Annotated in this window: 21 protein-coding genes; 12 read left to right on the top strand and 9 right to left on the bottom strand. The window is 59.3% G+C overall.

What is annotated here, in order from left to right:
- Positions 1 to 131 precede the first annotated feature (131 nt).
- The 12 genes from AABC73_RS03590 (at position 132) to AABC73_RS03535 (ending at position 15,209) form a co-directional block, all read left to right on the top strand.
- Entirely contained in the window at positions 132 to 1,916 is a 1,785-nt protein-coding gene (locus tag AABC73_RS03590; RefSeq protein ID WP_341522491.1) for a protein-disulfide reductase DsbD, read from the top strand.
- Between the two features lie 129 nt (positions 1,917 to 2,045).
- Complete coding sequence (gene aroQ, locus AABC73_RS03585) at positions 2,046 to 2,498, top strand: type II 3-dehydroquinate dehydratase (protein WP_341522490.1); 453 nt, start codon at positions 2,046 to 2,048, stop codon at positions 2,496 to 2,498.
- Between the two features lie 81 nt (positions 2,499 to 2,579).
- Positions 2,580 to 3,032 carry an acetyl-CoA carboxylase biotin carboxyl carrier protein gene (gene accB, locus AABC73_RS03580; RefSeq protein WP_020292703.1) on the top strand — a complete coding sequence of 151 codons (453 nt, stop codon included), beginning with the start codon at positions 2,580 to 2,582 and terminating at the stop codon, positions 3,030 to 3,032.
- Between the two features lie 17 nt (positions 3,033 to 3,049).
- A complete protein-coding gene (accC, locus tag AABC73_RS03575; protein ID WP_341522489.1) occupies positions 3,050 to 4,393 on the top strand; it encodes an acetyl-CoA carboxylase biotin carboxylase subunit in 1,344 nt (447 codons plus the stop codon).
- A gap of 128 nt (positions 4,394 to 4,521) precedes the next feature.
- On the top strand, positions 4,522 to 5,400 hold the full coding sequence (gene prmA, locus AABC73_RS03570) for a 50S ribosomal protein L11 methyltransferase (protein ID WP_341522488.1): 879 nt from the start codon (positions 4,522 to 4,524) through the stop codon (positions 5,398 to 5,400).
- A gap of 24 nt (positions 5,401 to 5,424) precedes the next feature.
- Positions 5,425 to 6,804, top strand: a complete 1,380-nt coding sequence (locus AABC73_RS03565; RefSeq protein ID WP_341522487.1) for a DUF3426 domain-containing protein — start codon at positions 5,425 to 5,427, stop codon at positions 6,802 to 6,804.
- Positions 6,805 to 7,122: 318 nt separating this feature from the next.
- Positions 7,123 to 8,136, top strand: coding sequence for a tRNA dihydrouridine synthase DusB (gene dusB, locus AABC73_RS03560; RefSeq protein WP_341522486.1), 1,014 nt, complete (start codon positions 7,123 to 7,125; stop codon positions 8,134 to 8,136).
- On the top strand, positions 8,133 to 8,453 hold the full coding sequence (gene fis, locus AABC73_RS03555; RefSeq protein WP_020292698.1) for a DNA-binding transcriptional regulator Fis: 321 nt from the start codon (positions 8,133 to 8,135) through the stop codon (positions 8,451 to 8,453). Before dusB ends, fis begins: the two co-directional genes overlap by 4 nt.
- Before the next feature lie 79 nt (positions 8,454 to 8,532).
- Positions 8,533 to 10,140: a bifunctional phosphoribosylaminoimidazolecarboxamide formyltransferase/IMP cyclohydrolase gene (gene purH / locus AABC73_RS03550; protein WP_341522485.1), complete on the top strand. Its 1,608-nt coding sequence runs from the start codon at positions 8,533 to 8,535 to the stop codon at positions 10,138 to 10,140.
- Positions 10,141 to 10,308: 168 nt separating this feature from the next.
- Complete coding sequence (gene purD, locus AABC73_RS03545; RefSeq protein ID WP_341522484.1) at positions 10,309 to 11,604, top strand: phosphoribosylamine--glycine ligase; 1,296 nt, start codon at positions 10,309 to 10,311, stop codon at positions 11,602 to 11,604.
- A 144-nt stretch (positions 11,605 to 11,748) separates the two neighbouring features.
- A complete protein-coding gene (locus tag AABC73_RS03540) occupies positions 11,749 to 14,538 on the top strand; it encodes a response regulator (protein WP_341522483.1) in 2,790 nt (929 codons plus the stop codon).
- A 74-nt stretch (positions 14,539 to 14,612) separates the two neighbouring features.
- Positions 14,613 to 15,209, top strand: a complete 597-nt coding sequence (locus AABC73_RS03535) for a MarC family protein (protein ID WP_020292694.1) — start codon at positions 14,613 to 14,615, stop codon at positions 15,207 to 15,209.
- 12 nt (positions 15,210 to 15,221) lie between these two features.
- Here AABC73_RS03535 and AABC73_RS03530 read toward each other — a convergent pair whose 3' ends face one another.
- The 9 genes from AABC73_RS03530 to cobG form a co-directional block, all read right to left on the bottom strand.
- Entirely contained in the window at positions 15,222 to 15,887 is a 666-nt protein-coding gene (locus AABC73_RS03530; RefSeq protein ID WP_341522482.1) for a hypothetical protein, read from the bottom strand.
- The gene (locus AABC73_RS03525) at positions 15,884 to 16,591 is read right to left on the bottom strand and encodes a hypothetical protein (protein WP_341522481.1); all 708 of its coding nucleotides are present in this window, start codon (positions 16,589 to 16,591) and stop codon (positions 15,884 to 15,886) included. The genes AABC73_RS03530 and AABC73_RS03525 overlap by 4 nt, the downstream gene beginning before the upstream one ends.
- 52 nt (positions 16,592 to 16,643) lie before the next feature.
- Positions 16,644 to 17,216 carry a hypothetical protein gene (locus AABC73_RS03520; protein ID WP_341522480.1) on the bottom strand — a complete coding sequence of 191 codons (573 nt, stop codon included), beginning with the start codon at positions 17,214 to 17,216 and terminating at the stop codon, positions 16,644 to 16,646.
- Positions 17,191 to 17,439, bottom strand: coding sequence for a hypothetical protein (locus AABC73_RS03515; RefSeq protein ID WP_341522479.1), 249 nt, complete (start codon positions 17,437 to 17,439; stop codon positions 17,191 to 17,193). The genes AABC73_RS03520 and AABC73_RS03515 overlap by 26 nt, the downstream gene beginning before the upstream one ends.
- A gap of 326 nt (positions 17,440 to 17,765) precedes the next feature.
- On the bottom strand, positions 17,766 to 18,416 hold the full coding sequence (locus AABC73_RS03510) for a hypothetical protein (RefSeq protein WP_341522478.1): 651 nt from the start codon (positions 18,414 to 18,416) through the stop codon (positions 17,766 to 17,768).
- Between the two features lie 162 nt (positions 18,417 to 18,578).
- Positions 18,579 to 20,282, bottom strand: a complete 1,704-nt coding sequence (gene cobJ / locus AABC73_RS03505; protein ID WP_341522477.1) for a precorrin-3B C(17)-methyltransferase — start codon at positions 20,280 to 20,282, stop codon at positions 18,579 to 18,581.
- Entirely contained in the window at positions 20,282 to 21,013 is a 732-nt protein-coding gene (locus AABC73_RS03500; RefSeq protein WP_065831864.1) for a precorrin-2 C(20)-methyltransferase, read from the bottom strand. Before AABC73_RS03500 ends, cobJ begins: the two co-directional genes overlap by 1 nt.
- Positions 21,013 to 21,639: a precorrin-8X methylmutase gene (locus tag AABC73_RS03495; protein ID WP_122521540.1), complete on the bottom strand. Its 627-nt coding sequence runs from the start codon at positions 21,637 to 21,639 to the stop codon at positions 21,013 to 21,015. Before AABC73_RS03495 ends, AABC73_RS03500 begins: the two co-directional genes overlap by 1 nt.
- A complete protein-coding gene (cobG, locus tag AABC73_RS03490) occupies positions 21,632 to 22,984 on the bottom strand; it encodes a precorrin-3B synthase (RefSeq protein WP_341524167.1) in 1,353 nt (450 codons plus the stop codon). Before cobG ends, AABC73_RS03495 begins: the two co-directional genes overlap by 8 nt.
- Positions 22,985 to 23,064: the final 80 nt, after the last annotated feature.

The raw sequence follows: 23,064 nt of genomic DNA, 5'->3' as shown, positions 1-23,064 counted from the left end.
CGATCTTCCTTCGCAGGAGCCAACTTGTTGGCGAAGCGATGTGTGACGAGACGTCTCACCAACAAGTTGGCTCCTACAGTTCGTTGCCCTACTCCGCTATCATGCGCGGACTTTTGCGACCCGAGACCGCCATGCGCCGCCTGTTATGCCTGCTGTTGTTGATCCTCGCCCTGCCCGCCTTCGGCGCCGGGTTGCTGGACAGTCGCCCGAACTCGGTTCTGGGTGGTACGACGCTGGATAACAGCAAGGATTTCCTGCCGGTCCGTCAGGCGTTTCAGCTGAACCTGATTGAAACCACGCCCGATTCGATCAAGCTGCGGTTTGTCGCCACCGAAGGCTATTACCTGTATCGCCACCGTTTCCAGTTCCGCACCGAGCCCGCCGATATTGGCCTGGGTGCCGCGCAACTGCCGGCTGGCGAGCAGAAACATGACGAGTATTTTGGCGACGTTGAGGTCTATCACGGCATTCTCGACGTCGATTTGCCGCGCAAACCCGGCGACAACCGCCCTTTCACCTTGCTGGTTACCTATCAAGGTTGCGCCGACAAGGGTCTGTGTTATCCGCCGGAAACCGAGCGGCTGAGCATTGGCGATATTGCCGCCAGTCCCGCTGCCGTTGCCCCCGCAACCCCTGTCAAAGCCGCGTGGAGCTGGAAAGAGCTGGCGCTGTTTTTCCTCGCGGGCATTGGTCTGACGTTTACGCCGTGCGTGCTGCCGATGTTGCCGATTTTGTCCGGCGTGGTGTTGCGCGGGCAGATTGGCGGGTTGCGCGGTTTCAGTCTGTCGCTGGCTTACGTGCTGCCCATGGCGCTCTGTTTTGCCGCGCTCGGCGCGTTGATGGGCGTGTTCGGCGCCGGGCTCAATCTTCAGGCGCGGCTGCAATCGGCGTGGGTGCTGGTGCCGTTTTCGTTGTTCTTCGTGGTCTTTGCGATTGCCATGTTCGGCTTCTTCGAGTTGCGCTTGCCGCAGGCGATCAGCACGCGGCTGGATCGCATCGCGGGCCGCACCGAAGGCGGTTCGTTGTGGGGCGCGGCGGTGTTGGGCGTGGTTTCCAGCTTGCTGGTCTCGCCTTGCGTGTCGGCCCCGCTGGCCGGAGCGCTGCTGTACATCAGTGCCAGCGGCGATGCGCTCGGCGGTGCCTTGAAGTTGTTTGCCCTGGGCCTGGGCATGGGCGCCCCGCTGCTGCTGATCGCCACTGGCGGCGCGACCTGGCTGCCGAAGAGCGGGCCGTGGCTGGTGCTGGTCAAGAACGCCATTGGTGTCTTGCTGCTGGCATTGGCAATTGCCTTGCTCAGCCGCGTCCTGCCCGGTGAAATCACCCTGTTGTTGACCGGCTTGCTGGCCGCCGGAGTCGCGTTGTTTCTGGGTGCGCTGCAATTCACCGAGAAAACCACCCGCCAGCGTTTGGGCCAACTGCTCGGCCTGTTTTTGCTGGTCTATGCTCTGGCCTGCTGGTTCGGCGCGTGGAGTGGGCAAACCGATCCGACCCGTCCGCTGGGCCGCACGTCAGCCACGCAGATCAACGCCAGCGGCGTCGCGACTGGCGCCGAATGGCAGACGATCACGACGGCAGCCGAACTGGATCGCGCCTTGAGCGCAGCGAAAAACGCCGGTCAGCCGTTGCTGCTCGACTGGTACGCCGACTGGTGCATCAGTTGCAAGGTGATCGAACACGAAGTCCTGCCTGATCCGAGCGTCGTCAGCCAGCTCAAGGGTTATCGGCTGATCCGTTTCGACATGACCGACAGCAATGCCGAACAACGCGCGCTGCTTGATCGCTACAAGCTGTTCGGTCCGCCCGCGCTGTTGATCTTCGGCAAAAATGGCGAAGAACGCTCCGATGTGCGAGTCGTCGGCGAAATCGACGCAAACGGCCTTGCAGAGCGGCTGATTAGAGCAAATGACCAAATTTAGCGTCTGAGTCACAAACTTTTCGCGAATGTCGGTCATCGTGCTGGCTATTGCAGTTAACTGGACAGTCCAATGCGCTTTCCGGCATAGTCGCCGGGCATTAGTGCTCGCAACCATAACAAGGAACACAAGATGGCTACTTTCCTGGTCCTGCATGGCCCCAACCTGAACCTGCTTGGCACCCGCGAACCCGGGATCTACGGCGCGATTACGTTGGCCCAGATCAATCAGAACCTGGAACAGCAGGCCCGTGACGCCGGCCACCATCTGATGTACCTGCAAAGCAATGCCGAGTATGAATTGATCGATCGCATTCACGCTGCGCGCGATGAAGGCGTGGATTTCATTTTGATCAATCCGGCGGCTTTTACCCACACCAGCGTGGCAATACGTGACGCGCTGCTGGGAGTGAGCATCCCATTCATCGAAGTGCATCTGTCAAACGTGCACAAGCGCGAACCTTTCCGCCATCACTCCTATTTTTCAGATGTTGCTGTAGGCGTGATCTGCGGCCTTGGCGCCAGCGGTTACCGACTGGCCCTGGAGGCCGCCCTGGAACAAGTGGCCATCAGTTCGAAATCATGACCGCCCAGCCAGAGGCTGCGCTGCACGATTCGAACCGCTAACAACTTTTACCCCTGACCGACCCTTGGGAGTTGATGATTAATGGATATCCGTAAAGTCAAGAAACTGATCGAACTGCTGGAAGAGTCTGGCATCGACGAACTGGAAATCCGTGAAGGCGAAGAATCCGTACGGATCAGCCGTCACAGCAAGACTCCGGCCCAGCAGTATTACGCTCCTGCTCCAATGCCTGCTCCAGCCGCAGCGCCTGTTGCTGCTCCGGTTGCAGCCGCAGAAGCGCCTTCAGCGCCTAAGCTCAACGGTACCGTGGTCAAGTCGCCAATGGTCGGTACGTTCTACCGTACTCCTGCGCCGACTTCGCCAGCATTCGTGGAAGTGGGTCAGACGGTCAAGAAAGGCGACACCATCTGCATCGTCGAAGCAATGAAAATGATGAATCACATCGAAGCTGAAGTCAGCGGTGTGATCGAATCAATCCTGGTAGAAAACGGTCAGCCGGTTGAGTATGACCAGCCGCTGTTCACCATCGTTTGAACCGGGGAGAGTCTGCGATGCTGGAAAAAGTCCTGATCGCCAACCGCGGCGAAATTGCCTTGCGCATTCTGCGTGCCTGTAAAGAACTGGGCATCAAGACTGTCGCGGTTCACTCCACGGCAGACCGCGAGTTAATGCACCTGGGCCTGGCGGACGAAACTGTCTGCATCGGTCCGGCGCCCGCCAATCTTTCTTACCTGAACATCCCGGCCATCATCTCGGCTGCCGAACTCACCGGCGCCACGGCGATTCACCCGGGCTACGGCTTCCTTGCGGAAAACGCCGATTTCGCTGAACAAGTGGAAAAGTCAGGTTTCGCCTTCATCGGCCCGAGAGCCGAAACCATTCGCCTGATGGGCGACAAGGTTTCTGCCAAGGACGCCATGAAGCGCGCCAATGTGCCAACGGTTCCTGGCTCTGACGGCCCGCTGCCGGAAGACGAAGAAATCGCTCTGCGCATCGGCCGCGAAGTCGGTTATCCGGTGATCATCAAGGCCGCTGGCGGCGGCGGTGGTCGCGGCATGCGCGTGGTGCACAAGGAAGAAGACCTGATCGAAGCAGCCAAGCAGACCCGCGCTGAAGCGGCTGCCTGGTTCAGCAACCCGATGGTCTACCTGGAAAAATACCTGACCAACCCGCGTCACGTGGAAGTCCAGGTGATTTCCGACGGTCAGGGCCAGGCGATTCACCTGGGCGACCGTGACTGCTCGCTGCAGCGTCGTCACCAGAAGGTTCTGGAAGAAGCGCCGGCACCGTTCATCGATGAAGAAGCCCGCAAGGCTGTGTTCGCCAGTTGCGTCAAGGCGTGCATCGACATCGGTTACCGCGGTGCAGGTACGTTCGAGTTCCTGTACGAGAACGGCAGCTTCTACTTCATCGAGATGAACACTCGCGTGCAGGTAGAGCACCCGGTTTCGGAAATGGTCACCGGTATCGACATCGTCAAGGAGATGCTCAGCATCGCCGCCGGCAACAAACTATCGTTCACCCAGGATGACGTCGTTATCCACGGGCACGCGCTGGAATGCCGGATCAACGCTGAAGATCCGAAAACCTTTATTCCGAGCCCAGGCCTGGTCAAGCACTTCCACGCGCCGGGCGGTAATGGCGTGCGAGTCGACTCGCATCTGTACAGCGGCTACAAGGTCCCTTCCAACTACGACTCGTTGATCGGCAAGCTGATCACCTGGGGCGCGACCCGCGACGAAGCCATGGCTCGCATGCGCAATGCCCTGGACGAAATCGTGGTCGACGGAATCAAGACCAACATCCCGCTGCACCGCGACCTGACTCGTGATGAAGGCTTCTGCGAAGGCGGCGTCAACATTCACTACCTGGAACACAAGCTGGCCAATCAATAAGCCTCCTTGCTCCGGATCAACAAAGCCGCTTTCACAGCGGCTTTGTTGTTTGTGACGCATCACAGTAAACTTGCGCGTTTCCTGCTGCACTGAACCGCAGATCATTTTTCATTCGAAGGTAACCCGCCATGCCTTGGCTGCAAGTCCGTCTCGCCATCAGCCCAGAACAAGCCGAAACCTACGAAGACGCCCTTCTTGAAGTCGGCGCCGTGTCCGTGACGTTCATGGACGCCGAAGATCAGCCGATCTTCGAGCCGGAACTCAACACCACGCCGCTGTGGTCACACACGCACCTGCTCGCCCTGTTCGAAGCCGACACCGATGCCAACCATGTCCTGGCGCACCTGAAACTGCTCACTGGTGCAGAGCTGCCGGAACACATGAGCGAAGTTATCGAGGATCAGGACTGGGAACGCAGCTGGATGGACAATTTCCAGCCAATGCGTTTCGGTCAGCGCCTGTGGATCGTCCCGAGCTGGCATGCCGCGCCGGAACCTGACGCGGTGAACCTGCTGCTCGACCCGGGCCTGGCGTTCGGCACCGGCACGCACCCGACCACCGCGCTCTGCCTGGAATGGCTGGACGGTCAGGACCTGCAAGACTGCAACCTGCTGGACTTCGGTTGCGGCTCGGGCATCCTGGCCATTGCCGCCCTGCTGCTGGGCGCCAAACAGGCGGTCGGCACTGACATCGACGTCCAGGCGCTGGAAGCTTCGCGGGACAACGCTGGCCGTAACCACATCGAGGCCGAACGTTTCCCGTTGTACCTGCCGGAAGACTTGCCGCAGGAACCGGCCGATGTGCTGGTCGCCAATATTCTCGCCGGGCCGCTGGTCGCATTGGCACCTCAGCTGGCAACCCTGGTCAAACCGGGTGGCCGTCTGGCGCTGTCCGGCATCCTGGCCGAGCAAGGCGAAGAAGTTGCCGCCGCTTACGCCTCTACGTTTGATCTCGATCCGATTGCTAACCGTGATGGCTGGGTACGCATCACTGGCCGTCGCCGTTAACCGCCGCTTGAACCGGACAGTCGCATGACCGACAGCTTCGTCACCCAGTGCCCGCACTGCCAGACCAGTTTCCGAGTGAGCCACGCCCAACTGAGCGTGGCGCGCGGCGTGGTTCGTTGCGGTGCCTGCCTGCAGGTTTTCAATGCCGCCAAACAGCTGCTGGAGCAGCGCGGCGATAGCTCGGCTGGCGAGGCAGCCAAACCGCCTGCGCCAACGTTTGAGCCTGCGCCTGCGATCGTTGCGTCGCCAGCCGTGCAAGCCCCGCCGGCGCTCGTGGCTGTCGAACCTTTGCCTGAGCCTGCACCCGTTCCTGAATCGGTGGAAATCGTCCCGACGCCCCGAGCCTGGAAAGCCAACGCTCTGGACCTGGACGACATGGACCTGGACGAAGAGCTGGCGCGTCTTGAGCAGCGGGAAATTCAGCTGCCGGAAACCTTCGGTCGCGAAAGAAACCGCGCCGATGGCGATGCCAACCTGTCTGCCCATCGCGACAATGCCCACAGCGAAGAAGACGACGAATGGGTCACCAGCCTGCGCAATGACGACGTCAGTCAGCTACCGGAATTGCACGCCGAAGTCATACCCGAGCCTCAGCAATCACTGGAACTCGAACCTGAGTCCGAGCAAGAGCAGCAGGATTCCGGCAATGGCCGAACCGAACCTTCGCTGTCCTTGCACCCCGACGGACTTGGCGACGAGGAGCCCATGGCCCCTCTGCAGAGCCAGCGCAAGGCGCCGGGCAGCGAGAAAACCGAACGCTGGTCGGCGCTTGACGATGACGACCATGAACAAGACCACGAACCGCAACCAGAACCCGAAGTTCGCGGCCGACGCAATCGCAGCGAGCCTGCGATGCGCGACAAGACGCTGGTCGACCTGACTGACGAACCGCTGCAACTGGAATGGCAGCGACCCAAGTCTCACTGGGGACGACGCCTGATCTGGACACTGCTGGCGGTATTGGCCCTGGCCGGGCTGGCAGGCCAATACATCTGGTATCACTTTGACGAGCTGGCCCGCCAGGATCAGTACCGCCCGTGGTTTCAGCTGATCTGCCCGCAAATCGATTGCAAGGTTCCGTCCAAGGTCGATATCAAACTGCTCAAGAGCAGCAATCTGGTGGTGCGCAGTCATCCGGAATTCAAAGGTGCATTGGTCGTCGACGCGATCATCTATAACCGTGCGTCGTTTTCCCAACCGTTCCCGCTGCTGGAGCTGCGCTTTGCCGATACCAGTGGTCAGCTGATTGCCAGTCGTCGCTTCAAACCGGCGGAATACCTGAGCGGCGAGATGGCCGGCAAGGAAGAAATGCCACCGCAGACGCCGATTCACATCGCGCTGGACATTCTCGATCCCGGCGCCAAAGCCGTGAATTACAGCCTGAGTTTCCGCTCTCCGGAATGAAAGCCGCGCGCCGTCTGGCTCGCCGACATTTATAGACCTGGCGTATCGATTTCGATGCACTCATTGGCAGCCGCCGTTGAGGTATTTCAGAACCCGGACAAGAAGCACAAACGTTTCGCGATAAAAAATAACTGTTCAGATTTTATCCAATTCAGCCTTTATCCAGTCATCGAGAGCGGGTATCATGCCAACCCTTTTTCCTACTCTGGATTCGGTCTGAAAAGCGCTTGAGCACTTGGAAGACCGGTCCGGGCAGACCGTGAACATCGAGCAGTCATCACGGCCTGCGATGATTCGGCCCCCACAACAGGCACACCTATGTCGGCGGTACGCATCGGTCCGTATACATTGCACAATGGCTTGATTCTCGCCCCTATGGCGGGCGTCACCGACCAGCCCTTTCGTCAGCTCTGCCGCCAACTCGGCGCGGGCCTGGTGGTTTCGGAAATGGTCACCAGTGACATGAGCCTGTGGAACAGCCGCAAGTCGCGGCTGCGCATGATCCACGAAGGTGATCCCGAGCCGCGCTCGGTACAGATCGCCGGTGGTGACCCGCAAATGCTTGCCGACGCCGCGCGCGCCAACGTTGAACTGGGCGCGCAGATCATCGACATCAACATGGGATGTCCGGCGAAAAAAGTGTGTAACAAGGCGGCGGGTTCTGCGCTGTTGAAGGACGAGCAACTGGTGAACGAGATCCTGCAGGCAGTGGTTGCTGCAGTCGATGTGCCGGTTACCTTGAAGATACGCACCGGCTGGGACCGGGCGAACAAGAATGGCCTGACGATTGCGAAAATCGCCGAACAGGCCGGGATCCAGGCATTGGCCGTCCATGGACGCACCCGTGCCGACCTTTACACCGGTGAAGCCGAATACGACACCATCGCTGAAATCAAGCAGGCGATGTCGATTCCGGTATTTGCCAATGGCGACATCGATTCACCCCAGAAAGCCCGGCACGTCTTGCACGCGACCGGCGCCGACGGATTGTTGATTGGCCGGGCCGCCCAAGGGCGTCCCTGGATTTTTCGCGAAATAGAACACTACCTGCGAACCGGCGAGACATTGCCGACTCTGCAATTAAGTGAAGTGGAACGCATTCTGCTTGAGCATTTGGCAGCGCTTCACGTTTTCTATGGCGATGTGCTTGGCGTGCGAATTGCGCGCAAGCATGTCGGCTGGTATCTCGCAACCTTGCCGGGCGCCAGGGAGTTTCGCGCCCACTTCAATCGTTTGCAGGATACAGAAGCACAGTGCGCCAACGTCCGCGAGTTTTTCAGCGAACGCTACGAAAGCCCGGATGCAGGGAAAGAAGAAGAGGTGGCCGCATGACGATGATGACCGAGACTTTAGTGAGTGGAACAACACCCGTGAGCGACAACGTCAATTTGAAACAGCACCTCAACACGCCGAGCGAAGAGGGTCAGACCCTGCGCGGCAGTGTCGAGAAGGCGCTGCACAATTATTTCGCCCACCTCGAAGGCGCTCCCGTCACTGACGTCTACAACCTGGTGTTGTCGGAAGTCGAGGCGCCGCTGCTCGAAAGCGTGATGAATTACGTCAAGGGCAACCAGACCAAAGCGTCCGAGCTGCTGGGCCTGAACCGCGGCACCTTGCGCAAGAAACTCAAGCAGTACGATCTGCTTTAAGCATTCAAGACAAAAAGGCGACGCGCTTCGGTGCTGTCGCCTTTTTTGCTGACCACTTTCGCTTTTGATGGAAATTGAGATGACCGACCAGACCACACGCCTGCCGATCCGCCGCGCCTTGATCAGTGTTTCCGACAAGACGGGAATCCTTGAATTTGCCCGCGAGCTGGAAGCCCTTGGCGTTGAGATCCTTTCCACTGGCGGCACCTTCAAGCTCTTGAAGGACAATGGCGTCGCAGCGGTAGAAGTTGCCGACTACACCGGTTTTGCGGAAATGATGGACGGTCGGGTCAAGACCCTGCACCCGAAAATCCACGGCGGCATCCTCGGTCGTCGCGGCATCGACGACGCGATCATGAACGAGCACGGCATCAAGCCGATCGATCTGGTTGCGGTCAATCTCTACCCGTTCCAGGCCACTGTCGCCAAGCCAGGCTGCGACCTGCCGACCGCCATCGAAAACATCGATATCGGCGGCCCGACCATGGTCCGTTCTGCGGCGAAAAACCATAAAGACGTGGCCATCGTGGTTAACGCCAGCGATTACAGCCAGGTGCTGGAAAGCCTCAAGGCCGGCGGCCTGACGTACGCCCAGCGTTTCGACCTGATGCTCAAGGCATTCGAACACACCGCTGCCTACGACGGAATGATCGCCAACTATCTGGGCAGCATCGACCAGACCGCTGAAACCCTGAGCACAGAAGGCCGCAGCGGCTTCCCGCGCACCTTCAACAGCCAGTTCATCAAGGCGCAGGAAATGCGCTACGGCGAGAACCCGCACCAAAGTGCCGCGTTCTACGTCGAAGCCAATCCGGCCGAAGTGGGCATCGCCACTGCGACCCAGCTGCAAGGCAAGGAATTGTCATTCAACAACGTGGCCGATACCGACGCCGCGCTGGAATGCGTGAAAAGCTTCGTCAAGCCAGCCTGCGTCATCGTCAAACACGCCAACCCGTGCGGCGTTGCGGTTTGCCCGGACGCTGAAGGCGGCATCCGTCAGGCCTACGAACTGGCTTACGCCACGGACACCGAATCCGCATTCGGCGGCATCATCGCGTTCAACCGCGAGCTGGACGCTGCAACCGCCAAGGCCATCGTCGAGCGTCAGTTCGTCGAAGTGATCATCGCCCCAAGCGTCAGCGCCGAAGCCCAGGCCATCGTCGCCACCAAGGCCAATGTGCGCCTGCTGACCACCGGCCAATGGGCTGCCGAACGTGCAGCTGCCTGGGACTATAAGCGTGTCAACGGCGGCCTGCTGGTGCAGAGCCGTGATATCGGCATGATCGGTGCCGATGACCTGAAAATCGTCACCCAGCGCGCCCCGACCGAACAGGAAGTCCACGACCTGATCTTCGCCTGGAAAGTGGCGAAATACGTCAAGTCCAACGCCATTGTCTACGCACGCAATCGCCAGACCATCGGCGTCGGTGCTGGCCAGATGAGCCGCGTCAACTCGGCACGCATTGCCGCGATCAAGGCGGAACACGCCGGTCTGCAGGTCCAGGGTGCCGTAATGGCCTCGGACGCATTCTTCCCGTTCCGCGACGGCATCGACAACGCAGCCAAGGTCGGCATCACTGCGGTGATCCAGCCAGGCGGCTCGATGCGCGACAACGAAGTGATTGCAGCAGCTGATGAAGCGGGCATTGCGATGGTGTTCACCGGGATGCGCCATTTCCGCCATTGATCAATGGCCCCCGTGGGATGCGAGCTTGCTCGCGAAGAGGCCGGTACAGTCGACGCATGATTAAACGCCGACACATCGCCTTCGCGAGCAAGCTCGCTCCCACACAGTCAGCACAAGAACCGGTTGGCAGATCCCCTCTACAAAATTAGCGTCATCGAGGTTTTTGAAATGAATGTTTTGATTATCGGCAGCGGCGGACGTGAACACGCCCTGGCCTGGAAAGTTGCCCAGGACCCGCGCGTCGTGAAGGTTTTTGTTGCCCCCGGCAATGCTGGCACCGCCATTGAAGCCAAGTGCGAAAACGTTGCCATCGACGTGCTCGCTCTTGAGCAACTGGCAGATTTCGCAGAAAAGAATGTTTCGCTGACCATCGTTGGCCCGGAAGTGCCGCTGGTCGCAGGTGTTGTGGATCTGTTCCGCAGCCGTGGCCTGGATTGCTTCGGTCCAACTGCTGGCGCTGCCCAGCTGGAAGGCTCGAAAGCGTTCACCAAGGATTTCCTGGCTCGCCACAAGATCCCGACTGCCGATTATCAGAACTTCACTGAAGTCGAGCCCGCGCTGGCTTACCTTCGTGAAAAGGGCGCGCCAATCGTCATCAAGGCCGACGGCCTGGCTGCGGGCAAAGGCGTAATTGTCGCCATGACCCTGGTCGAAGCTGAAGACGCGGTACGTGACATGCTCGCCGGCAACGCCTTTGGTGAAGCGGGTTCGCGCGTGGTCATCGAAGAGTTTCTCGATGGCGAAGAAGCCAGTTTCATTGTCATGGTCGACGGCAAGAATGTCCTGCCGATGGCCACCAGCCAGGATCACAAGCGCGTCGGCGACGGCGACAGCGGCCCGAATACTGGCGGCATGGGTGCTTACTCCCCGGCCCCGGTGGTGACCGCCGAGGTGCATCAGCGCGTGATGGACCTGGTCATATGGCCGACCGTCCGAGGCATGGCGGACGAAGGTAATATTTACACCGGCTTCCTCTATGCTGGTCTGATGATCGACAAAGCTGGCAATCCGAAGGTTATCGAGTTCAACTGCCGCTTTGGCGATCCGGAAACCCAACCCGTGATGCTGCGCTTGCAGTCCAGCCTCGTGTTGCTGGTCGAGGCGGCATTGGCGCAGGCACTGGATAAAGTCGAAGCGCAATGGGACCCTCGCCCAAGCCTGGGCATTGTCCTGGCCGCTGGCGGTTACCCTGGCGATTACGCCAAGGGCGCAGCGATCAAGGGTCTGGACGACGCAGCGCAACTGTCGGGTAAGGTGTTTCATGCCGGAACGGCGTTGCACAAGGGTGAAGTAGTCACCAGCGGTGGCCGCGTGTTGTGCGCCACGGCGATGGGCGACACTGTTGGGCAAGCGCAGCAACAGGCGTATGCGCTGGCAGCAAAAATTGATTGGGAAGGTTGTTTCTATCGCAGTGACATTGGCTATCGCGCCATTGCACGCGAGCGCGGTGAAGAGCTGGAATAAGGCCGTCAGGCCACCAGAACCGGGCGTCATTCTGCGGGGCGAGACAGATGACTCGCCCCGTAATTCGTCCGAAGGTTCGAGTTCTTCTGGTTATTTCAGCACCGCGCAGGGTTATCTGGCATTCATCTACGAAGGGATTTCGCCGTGCGCTGGCTCAGGATTGCCAAAAGATTAACCGTCGGGGTGCTGACCCTGCTCTTCATGCTCACTGCGCAAGCCGAGCAGAGTGCGGGCTGGTCAACCTTGCTCGACAGCCAGGCAGATCTGCAATTGAGCGATATTCGCTCGGCACGCTTCGAAAACGCGTTCAGCCCCATCGATCTGTCGCACATCACCGCCGCGGATCGAAACAGTGCGCTCTGGCTGCACTATCGTCTGCAACCCAATAGACACGAGCAACTGCTGCGCATCTTCGCACCGGATCTGGCCAACCTGGACATGTATGTCCTGAACGGCGAGCAAATAGTCGACCATTCGCGCACCGGCAATAACGTTCCACGTCAAAACCAGCTGTTGCACTCTCGAGACTTCATGTTGCCGTTACCTCAGAGTGACGTGCCCCTGGATATTTACCTGCGCCTGGTTTCGACCCAGCAACTGCGCCCCAACATTACGCTGCAACCCGCAATCGAAAGTGCCGCCGACGAACGCGAACCTTTTCTGTTCGGGATTATGTTCGGTTCGCTGGCGATGCTGATTCTGCAAAATCTGACCCGCTACGGCCACACGCGATCCCCCAGCAATCTTTGGCTGGCAGCCTGCGAAGCGCTGCTGGCATTGAGTGCGATTCTGCTGCTCAACCTGCTGACGCCCTGGCTCAATACCTGGCATATCCCCCAGACACCCAGCGCGCACCTGACCCTGTTGCTCGCGGCCGTGACCGGCCTGATGTACACCTATTGTTTCTTCTACCACCGCAAAGTTGTGAAGCTGGACCGCTGGTTGCTGGGCAGCCTGCTGGTCATTGCCCTGGGCGGCTTGCTGATCCTGTTTGTCGACACCTTGCCGCTCAATCTGCTGACCTTCGGCCTGGTCAGTCTGGCGACCCTGAGCATCCTGTTTGTCTCGGCGTATAACTGGCAGAAAGGCTACCGGCCGGCGCGGTTGTTCATGGTTTCAATGATTGCGTTCAATATTGGCTGCCTGATCATTCTGCCAGCGTTGCTGTGGCTGACGGTGATTTCCCCGCAATGGCTGATTTTGACTCTGCTCGGCGTGTTCTGCGTGAGCGGTTTGCTCATGAGCATCGCGCTCAGCGAGCGTCATCGCAGCATCACCGAAGACAGATTCAGCATCAGTCGCGACCAGGCCGCCAGTACGGCTGAAATCAATGCCAAGGCGGAGTTCCTGGCCAAGATCAGTCACGAAATCCGTACACCCATGAACGGCGTGCTGGGCATGACCGAATTGCTGCTGGGCACGCCGCTGTCGGTCAAACAACGTGATTACGTGCAGACCGTGCACAGCGCTGGCAACGAACTCCTTACGCTGATCAACGAGATTCTGGACATCACCAAGCTGGAGTCCGGCCAGATAGAGCTGGACGACGTGCAGTTCGATCTCAGTGCGTTGATCGAAGACTGCATGGATATTTTCCGGGCCAAGGCCGAACAACAGAATGTCGAACTGATCAGCCTGATCCAGCCGCAAGTCCCCAGAGTCATCAGTGGCGACCCGACCCGCCTGCGGCAGACCGTCTTGAGCCTGCTGGAAAACGCCCTGAAGAAAACCGACGAAGGCGAAATCCTTGTGGTGGTCGCTCTCGACTCCCGCGCCGGCAAGCCGCGCCTGCGTATCGCCGTACAGGACAGCGGCGAACCACTGGCGCCGAGCGAGCGCGACGCCCTGCTGCATGCGGAACTGCACAGCAAGAACTTCCTCGCCGCGAGCAAGCTTGGCGGTCACCTGGGATTGGTGATTGCCCGGCAGTTGATCCTGCTGATGGACGGCGAGTTCGGCATCCAGTCCGGCAGCAGTCAGGGCAGCACGTTATGGCTGAGCCTGCCACTGGACGCTGATCGTCTGGAGCAACCGCCGCTGGACATGGACAGCCCGCTCAAAGGTGCGCGCGTGCTGGTGGTTGACGACAACGACACCTGCCGCAAGGTGTTGGTCCAGCAATGCACCGCCTGGGGCTTGAACGTCAGCGCCGTACCCTCGGGCAAGGAAGCGTTGGCGCTGCTGCGCACCAAGGCGCACTTGCGCGATTACTTCGATGTGGTCCTGCTCGACCAGAATATGCCCGGCATGACCGGCATGCAGCTGGCCGCCAAGATCAAGGAAGACCCAAGCCTGAACCACGACATTTTGCTGATCATGCTCACCGGCATCAGCAACGCGCCGAGCAAGATCATCGCGCGCAACGCCGGGGTCAAGCGCATCCTTGCCAAACCCGTGGCCGGCTACACCTTGAAGACCACACTGGCGGACGAACTCACCCAGCGCAACAAAGGCGCCAGCCCGCAGACCATTACGCCGGTACTCAATACTCCGATCAACGTGCCCAGTGACTTCCGTATTCTGGTGGCCGAAGACAACAGCATCTCGACCAAAGTGATTCGTGGCATGCTCGGCAAGCTCAATCTGCATCCAGATACGGCCAGCAACGGCGAACAAGCCTTACGGGCGATGAAAGCCCAGCGTTACGATCTGGTCCTGATGGACTGCGAAATGCCAATCCTCGATGGTTTCTCTGCCACTGAACAGCTGCGCGCCTGGGAAGTCGGCAATCAGCGTGTACGCACCCCCGTAGTCGCACTGACCGCGCACATCCTGACCGAACACAAGGACCGCGCGCGTCAGGCTGGCATGGACGGCCACATGGCCAAACCCGTCGAGCTGTCACAACTGCGCGAACTGGTGGAATTCTGGGTTGCCCAGCGTGCAAAGACGCATGCATTGACGTCCGACAGCGACCTTTATCAGCAAAACTGACAATCCACAGCAAGGCAGCGCTTGCCGCCTGATAGACTCCCCTCGTCCTTATTCTGCTGCCGCGAGCCCAAGCCATGCTCCACGTGTTGTTCAGCGTTTACCTGAAGATGCTGGTGCTCTATAGCCCGTTCTTCGTCCTGTCCTGCTTCATCAGCCTGACCCGCGGTCACTCACGCAAGGAGCAGCGGCGGCTGGCCTGGAAAGTGGCCTTGGCGACGCTGGTTTCCAGTGTGCTGCTGTATCTGTTCGGACGGGTGATCTTCAGTGTGTTCGGCATCACCGTCGACGCCTTTCGCATCGGCGCCGGCAGCGTGCTGTTTATCTCCGCGTTGGGCATGGCCCAAGGCAAGTCGGCCGTGCAGACCGACAATGTCCAGCAGGACATGACCATCGTGCCGCTGACCATTCCATTGACGGTCGGCCCTGGCACTATCGGCGCACTGTTGGTCATGGGCGTCAGCCAGCCGCACTGGGATGACAAACTCACCGCCATCCTCAGCATTGCCCTGGCCAGCCTGACGGTTGGCGTGGTGCTTTACCTGTCCAACCACATCGAACGCGTATTGGGCGACCAGGGTTTGCAAATTGTCAGCCGCCTCATGGGGTTGTTTGTCTGCGCGTTGGCCGCGCAGATTATCTTTACCGGAGTTCGGGGTTATCTGGTGCCGTGAACGCGCGGCCACTCAGAGCTGGATGAGCCCGATGGCTTCGGAGCCTTTGGCTCGTAATGCCTCGCGGATGCGCTCCCGGTGAGTGGCGTAATCGTTCACGTCGTAGACGAAACCGCCACCTCTGAGGGTCAAGGTCATCTCGTAGGTAAAAGGCCACGCAGGGAAAAATCCATTGGGAGGTTTTACCTTGGTGCGGGTCACCATCTGCAATCCGCAGGCGGCAATTTTTACCTGATTGAATCCGCCTTTTTCACAGGGCACAATCTGGAAGCTGTCGGATCTACCCGCGTTGAAATTGAACCAGCTGTCGAAGAACAGACGCGCATGAGCACTGTTGAACATGTCGTTCAACGCTACCTCAGCCACGTTCGCCAGCCCCGGCGGGTTTATGGTCTTGACCAGCTTCGTCGCCTCCCGCCGAAAATCGCTTTCATTGCTGACCTTTACCGGCTTTTGCGCGAGAGAGCTGCCGGGTTTAAAACTACTGTCGATCAGCACTGCCGTGTAGAGCTCGATCCACTGCTCCCACTGCTTTTCGGGATTGTAACGATCCGACGCGCTCAACTGCGCCCAGAGGAGCGCGTCCAGAATGTCCCCCCTGCTGAGTGGCGACAGTTCTGGAAAGAACGAAACCAGGTTGGAACCCCGCAACAGGGACCTCGACGAGTCGTCGCTCATGGCTCTACTCCCGCAATTTCCATGCACAGCGCTTCACGCCTGGCGCCCAGTTTATCGAGCAGGCCCTGCCGGAAGTAGCCAAAATCATGCTCATCCAGCTCTGCGCAAACTATGGCGACATGCAGGTCGCCGATGATCACGCGGGAAGAAAACAGGTCGGCAAGGGGAAGTCCGCTGACCGGGCTGGCGCTCTTGAAAGAAAACAGGACCAGATGCATGGTTGGCGTCGCGTCCATGAAACCTAATTGCAGCGCGACGTCGTAGACCTCCTTGCTTTCTTGAGTGCCGCTATCCGGATCGTTATGCGAATCAAGCTGCACCGTTTGCTTGCGCAATAACGCACTGGCTTCGTGGTTGGCATGGGTTGTCAGGTTGGTGATTGCTGTTTCTGCGGCTTCAATCAGCGACGGTGAAACCCGTTTACCAAGCATCCCTTTCAAGCGAGCCCAGATCGTTTCATCCGGATCGAGTGGGAAATTTTGCACATCGCGATAAACAATCGCGCAGCGAAAACTGGTCAGGGTATTGAAGTACCGCTGGCGCCAGTCGGCGGCTTCGCTGAAGGCTGAATGCTTGGCCGAGGCCGCCAACTGGCAGCACAAGGTGCTGATGAGAACATCCTCTTGAAACGCCGGGAGGGCTTGGATGCCAAAAAACAGCAGGCTATTGCCATTTACATAACTGGCTCGCAATCCATTGCGCATGATATCTCTCCTTTGGAAATGAAAAGTCGCGGCGAACCGCGACTCCTGGCTATCAGAATTCAATCTCGGCAATGTTCTGCCTGGCAGCGTCGGTTAGTTTTTCCCGAATCTTATCAGCGACGCTATCGAAATGACGTGAATTAAACTCCAGACGATCGCCGGCACTTTTGATACTTACCGATGAGCTGCTCCACTCCCAAAACAGGACGTTGGTCACGTTGAGCGATGTGCTGAAATCCATGGCCGCCATCACCATAACCACTTGTTTGTCTTTGGACTCGACCGCCGAACCGATGGCGAACTTCGCACCGTTATGCTTCTTGCTGGAGCTTTCGAAAATACGCAGTGGTTTTTCGTTTTTTTGAAGAACGCCTATGGCATCTTTCGCAACTTTCAACAGCAGCAAAGAGGTAGGGCCCGGCAAGGCCGCAGCGGTAATGGCCGATGCGAGAATCTCCAGACCCTCTTGTTCCATGGTGAACGTGCTCTTGCTGGCTGTGTATTTACTTAAGCCCTTTGATGAAGTCGTCCAACCGCCCCACCCCAAGAATTCTACGTACTTGTTGTACCACTCCACTCCGCCCGCCGGGACTTCCTTGTTAGCGGCCATACTGGCAAACAACATGCAGTCCTTGACGGCTTCCCTGTTTTTTTTTGCTCATGCCCGCAACGATGGAAATGATAGCGTCATTGGCAACGACAGCTTCCGGAGACTGCTCATCGATATCAGCCTTGAAGTCCATCGCCGTGCGTTTTGCAACATTGATTGGCTGGCAGTCACCCAGCTCACACATTTCAATGAAAGCACGACTTTCAGAAATACGATTTTCTAATTCATTAGCGTTCACAATAAAATCCTTTTTAATTGAGTGTCCGGACTGGACGACTTTCAAGTTAGCGCACCACCCGAAAAACGTCCACACGGCCAATAGCACCTGAATACTGCCATCACGGAAATACGCCGAATGACTTTTCTGCATGGCAATTGGCGAGTACCGCAGCATCGCAACATAGACAACTCAAGGCCGCCAGCCAGTAGATAGTTAAGTGGCCATTACCCTCCAATCCCGCCTCTTACATGAAACTGCTAAATTCTCGCTAGCTCTTAATGAAATAACAACCTCCATTACAGGACAATACCTAGACCAAAAGTAGATAAGTCCTACAGGCTTCGTCAGATACTAATCTGATTTATATTGAATCGCCCGATCTCCAGCAGGCGCGTGCGAATGCGCTCCCGATGTGCCGAGAAATCCTGCCGACGCAGTGAATAGACGCCGCCTGCCAGGCGCACTACCATTTCCCGGTCAACCCGCCAATCGCCGCCCCTGTCATCGGACGTGACAGTAGCGCTGGCATGCAGCCCACAGACCAGGAACGTGATTTCACCCTCAGCGAGGTTCTCGCAGGGCACTACCTGAAAAGTGCTGAGTGATCCAGAACCGCTGCCGTACTCAAAAAAATGCTTCGCATATTCGCTGAGCCGCGCGGCCTTGAAAGAGCGGCGGGTAAGCTCCAGCAGATTGGCAATCTGTACGGCACCTTTGAAACTGAAGCGGATATCTTCCAACTCGCTGGCGCTGTCGATGAGCATGGCCTCGTTTACAATCGGGTTGCGCAACTGACATCCGGAGTATTCCAGTTGTTTGCGGTAGTACAGCATCCAACTGATCCAGTTTTCCTCGGCCCGATAAGACTGATTGGCATATATATTGGCGTACATCATCAGATCGAGGAGATCATCACGGTCGGCAGCCGAAACTCCAGGAGCAAACGAGATCATATTATTACCCGCGACCAGCGCATTCGATTCAAGCTCATTCATCTTGAGCACTCCACGTGCATTAAAGGAGTGCTAAAACTAGCTAACTTGAATAACAACGCCTACAGGATTACAACAAACTCGGAATATCCTTACTTGTAATCAGGTCATGATCCCTAGTAGACGACTTTGCCAAAGATCATGACCCGCGAAACCGCAGAAACCTCAACCGCCCGGTTTTTCCCCATACCAACGCGGCGTATACACCCAGGTACCGCCGTCGGCACGCGGAAACACACAGGTTGTCGAAGAGCCGATCAACACCATGGTGCGCATGTCGACCTGCTCCGGAGTCAGATCGCCCAGGGTGATAATGCGCAAGGTCTGGCCCGGACGGCCGATGTCGCGACCCAGGGTTACCGGTGTTTCTGGCGTGCGGTGCTGGCGGACGATTTCCAGCGCGCGGCCCAATTGCCAGGGGCGCGAACGGGAAATCGGATTGTAGAACGCCAACGCCAGATCGGCTTGCGAGGCCAGGTCCAGACGTTTTTCGATGACGTCCCACGGCTTGAGGTTGTCGGAAAGCGACATCACGCAGAAATCATGGCCCAACGGCGCGCCTGCTTGCGCAGCGGTCGCCAGCGAGGCGGAAACCCCCGGCAGGATTTCCAGCTCGACGGTGTGCCATTGCGGGTTGCTTGATTCATGCAAGGCTTCCAGCACCGCCGAGGCCATGGCGAACACGCCGGGATCGCCCGACGACACGACCACTACGCTGCGCCCCGAAGCAGCCAGCTCAAAGGCATGGCGGGCGCGCTGCATTTCTTCGCGGTTGTCGGTGCAGTGCAGCACTTGATCGGCGCGGAACGGCCCGGCCATACGCACGTAGGTTTCATAACCGAGCACGTCATTGGCGCGGGCCAGTTCGGCCTTGACCGCTGGCACCATCAAATCGGCAGCACCAGGACCGAGGCCGATGACCGCCAGCCTGCCGCGCCCGCGACCGATCTGCTCGACATCCAGCGGCTGCGGGGCGACGACGATGGCCAGGTCTTCGCTGACGCAGATTGGCGGCAACAATTGCGGCACGGCCTGCGCTGCCATTTCGCTTGCGCTGGCCGGCGCGACGAAACGGATGGGCACCGCCAGTTCGGCAGCGGCCTGATGCAGCAGCGGGTCGGCCATTTGCGTGGCGGGCGCCAGCAGGCACGCCAGGGATTGCACGGCGATTCCGGCCTCATGCAGCGCGGCACGGACACTGGCGACCAGTTCCGGCAGTGTTGCACTCAAGGCCACTGCGACGCAGCGCGGGTAAATCAGCAGTTCATGCTCCGAAGGCGCGCGCTCGGCGCTGCCCACGTGAATCGCCAACTGCGCCTGATCGTCTTCCGGCAGTTGCGCCTTGGCCAGCCACGGCGCGGCACCTTCGATGCGTACACTTTCGCCGGAGAGCAAATCAGAGACGAAACGCTTGCCCAGCGCCAGATCGCCCAAGGCATAACCGGCGGGCGGATTGAGCAGGCAGGTGCCGAAGCGCAGTTCGCCGCTGGTGGTAATGGCCGCTGCAATACCCAAACCAGCGGCGATTTCCCGAGCCATGACGTTGACGCCGCCCAGCCCGCCCAACAGTGGCACGACGGCGCTGCCGTCTTCGGCGACGGCCAGCACAGCTGGCTCAGCGCCTTTTTCCAACAACAGCGGCGCGAGGGTGCGGATGACAATTCCTGCCGCGCACAGGGCAATGATCGGCGTGTCCTGTTGATAAATCTGACGCAAGGTGGCGCCGAATTCGCTGTAGGTTCGGTCTGCCCCCTGAACCCGATCCACGAGGCCGTAGATCACTGCGCCGGGGTAAACCTGCTGAATCCGCCGTGCCGTGGCGAGGCTGCCATTGCCGAGAATGACAATCGCCGGGGTGTTATGCGCCATCAGCCTTGCCACCTTTCGCCGGGAACAATAATCAGCGAGAAGTACGGCGAGGACATGGGTTCAACCTGATCCAGCGGCACGATTTTCTGATTGGCCATGGTGGCGCGCTCGACATACAGCGCGCGCTCGGCGAGGCCGAGTTCTTCCAGCACCAGGCGGACTTTCGGGAAGTTGCGGCCCAGCTTCATGATCACTGCGGCGTCGGCGTCGGCCAGTTTGCGCTTGAGTTCTTCATGGGACAGCACGCCGGACAGCACCGACAAACTCTGATTGCGGTACACCAATGGCGCGCCCAGCACCGAAGCGCCGCCGAGCATCGAGCACACGCCCGGAATGACCTGTGCTTCGTAACGGTCTGCCAGACGATCGTGCAGGTACATGTAGGAACCGTAGAAGAACGGGTCGCCTTCGCAGATAACGGCTACATCACGACCGGCATCCAGATGCGCGGCCACGTCGGCGCTGGAGGCGTCGTAGAAATCGCTGATCACCTGTTCGTAGGACATCGGCGCGGGCAGCGCTTCGGTGGTGACCGGATAGACCAGCGGCATCAGCGTCTGGGCGTCCTGCAAATGCCCCTCGATGATGCCGAAGGCGTTGCCTTTCTTGCCCTTGGCAACGAAGTAGGCAATTACCGGCGACTCGCGTAACAGGCGCAGTGCCTTGACGGTAATCAGTTCCGGGTCGCCGGGGCCGACGCCCAGGCCAATCAATCGACCGCGTGCCTGCATCATTCGATCTCCGTGGCCAGCGCGTTGACCGCAGCCACCGCCATGGCGCTGCCGCCGCGACGGCCCTGCATGATGACGAACGGCACGCCACGGCTGTCAGCGGCGAGCATCGCCTTGGATTCCGCCGCACCGACGAAGCCCACCGGAAAACCGAGGATCAACGCCGGTTTCGGTGCGCCCGCGTCGAGCATTTCCAGCAAATAGAACAGCGCGGTCGGCGCGTTGCCGATCACCACGACGCTGCCTTCCAGATGCGGACGCCACAATTCCAGCGCCACGGCGGAGCGGGTGTTGCCCAGCTCCAGGGCCATTTCCCGCACGCCTTCATCATGCAGCGTGCAGATGATCTGATTGTTGGCTGGCAATCGAGTGCGGGTGATGCCTTCGGAGACCATGCGCGCGTCGCACAGGATCGGCGCCCCCGCCGCCAACGCATCGCGCCCGGCCTTGCCCGCTCCGGGCGAAAAGCGCAGGTCTTCGATGACCTCGACCATGCCGCAGGCGTGAATCACGCGTACGGCGAGTTTTTCCAGATCCGCCGGGATCGTGTCCAGGCGCGCTTCCGCACGGATGATCGAGAAGGAATTGCGATAAATCTCCTGCCCGTCGCGGATGTAATCAATCATGGGTGCTGCTCCGTGAGTCGGCGGTCAACAACGCGCCGGCTGCTTCAATAGTGAGGTCACGCGCCTGCAGAACACCGAAACCGGATTGTTCTGCATCGCGAAAATAAAGGTCGTAATGGCCGGCGGACACCGCCAGCAAGGTCACCGGCGCGCGATGGGCCGCCGCGCAGGAACGCTGGCAGGCCGTCAGATGCACGGCTCGGCTGAGGCCATTGTTTTGCAAATGTGCGGCGAGGATTCGGGCATCACCCTTGGTATCAGCCAGGCCTTTGCTGCAATCAGTGGCGCCGGTGCAGGCGATCATGTGCGCCAAGGCCTGCTCGGCGGAACACAGCAGCCCCGCCGCTTCCAGCCTCGCCAGCACGTCTTGCGCCAGTTCTGCCGGGATATTGGGCAATAACACGCTTTGCCAGGGCGTCAGGCGCAAGCTGCCATCGCCCGTTTCAGCGGCCAGTTGCGCAATGGCGGTGAGCATTTCCGGGTTCAGTCGCCCCAACGGCGCCACGCCACCGACGGCTACTTTGCCGGTTTCACGCTGTGGATAAATGCCGATGTGCTGATCGGCTAGCACTGGCGCACGTCGCCAATCGGTTATTTTTTGATCAGCTCGCAACTCGACGCTCAAACGCGCCGCTAATTGTTCGAGCAACGGTTCAGCAGGTATTTCCGCCAACAACTGGCGCATCCGCACTTGCTCGGGCCGCGCAGTATCCAGAAACAGCTCCAGCACGGCCAGCACCAGTTCCAGCCCATGTTCAACGGGAACGGCAGCCAAGGGCGAATCCTGCGCCGGACAACCGGCAAAGCCGAAGGCCAGCAAGGTTTCACCTTCGATCTGCAATGCTGAGAGCCACAGATCGTGGGGATGCTCGAGCATCACCAGACCTTCGCCGCCATCCAGCGACAGGGCGAACTTGGGCGACAGGTCGTGAAAGCGCGGATTGCCTTCCAGTGCCGCGAGAATTTTCGCGGCCAACGGGCGCGTATCGAACAGCATCTGTGGATCAAGCCCGGCGCTGGGGCTGAGCATCAGGTTGCGTACGTCGTCGCTGTCCAGGTTGTTCGGCCCGAGGCCAGCACCCAGCAGTGTCTGGATCAACGCGTCCTGCTGCTCGCCGATGCCGCGAATTTGCAGATTGCCGCGATTGGTCGCTTCGATCACCCCGTGGGCGTACAGCTGCGCAGCCCGGGCAACGGCCAGCGCTTGCGGCGCAGTAATCGAGCCGCCCGCCAGCTTGATGCGGCAGATACCGCCATCCAGCGCCGGGACGATACGCAGCAACCCCGGACAGGCCGAGGGGCGTAGAGGTATCGAAGGCGGACGGACGGGCGTCGGCTCGGTCAATGGATCACCATGGCTGGAACTGGACTGCACGTGAATAGGCCACTTGTGCCGCTTGGGCGCGGTATTATGCCTGCTTTGTC

Source organism: Pseudomonas sp. G.S.17 (genome assembly GCF_038096165.1).
GTDB lineage: Bacteria > Pseudomonadota > Gammaproteobacteria > Pseudomonadales > Pseudomonadaceae > Aquipseudomonas.
The sequence above is the reverse complement of the archived record's forward strand: the minus strand, read 5'-3'. Positions and strand labels throughout refer to the sequence as shown.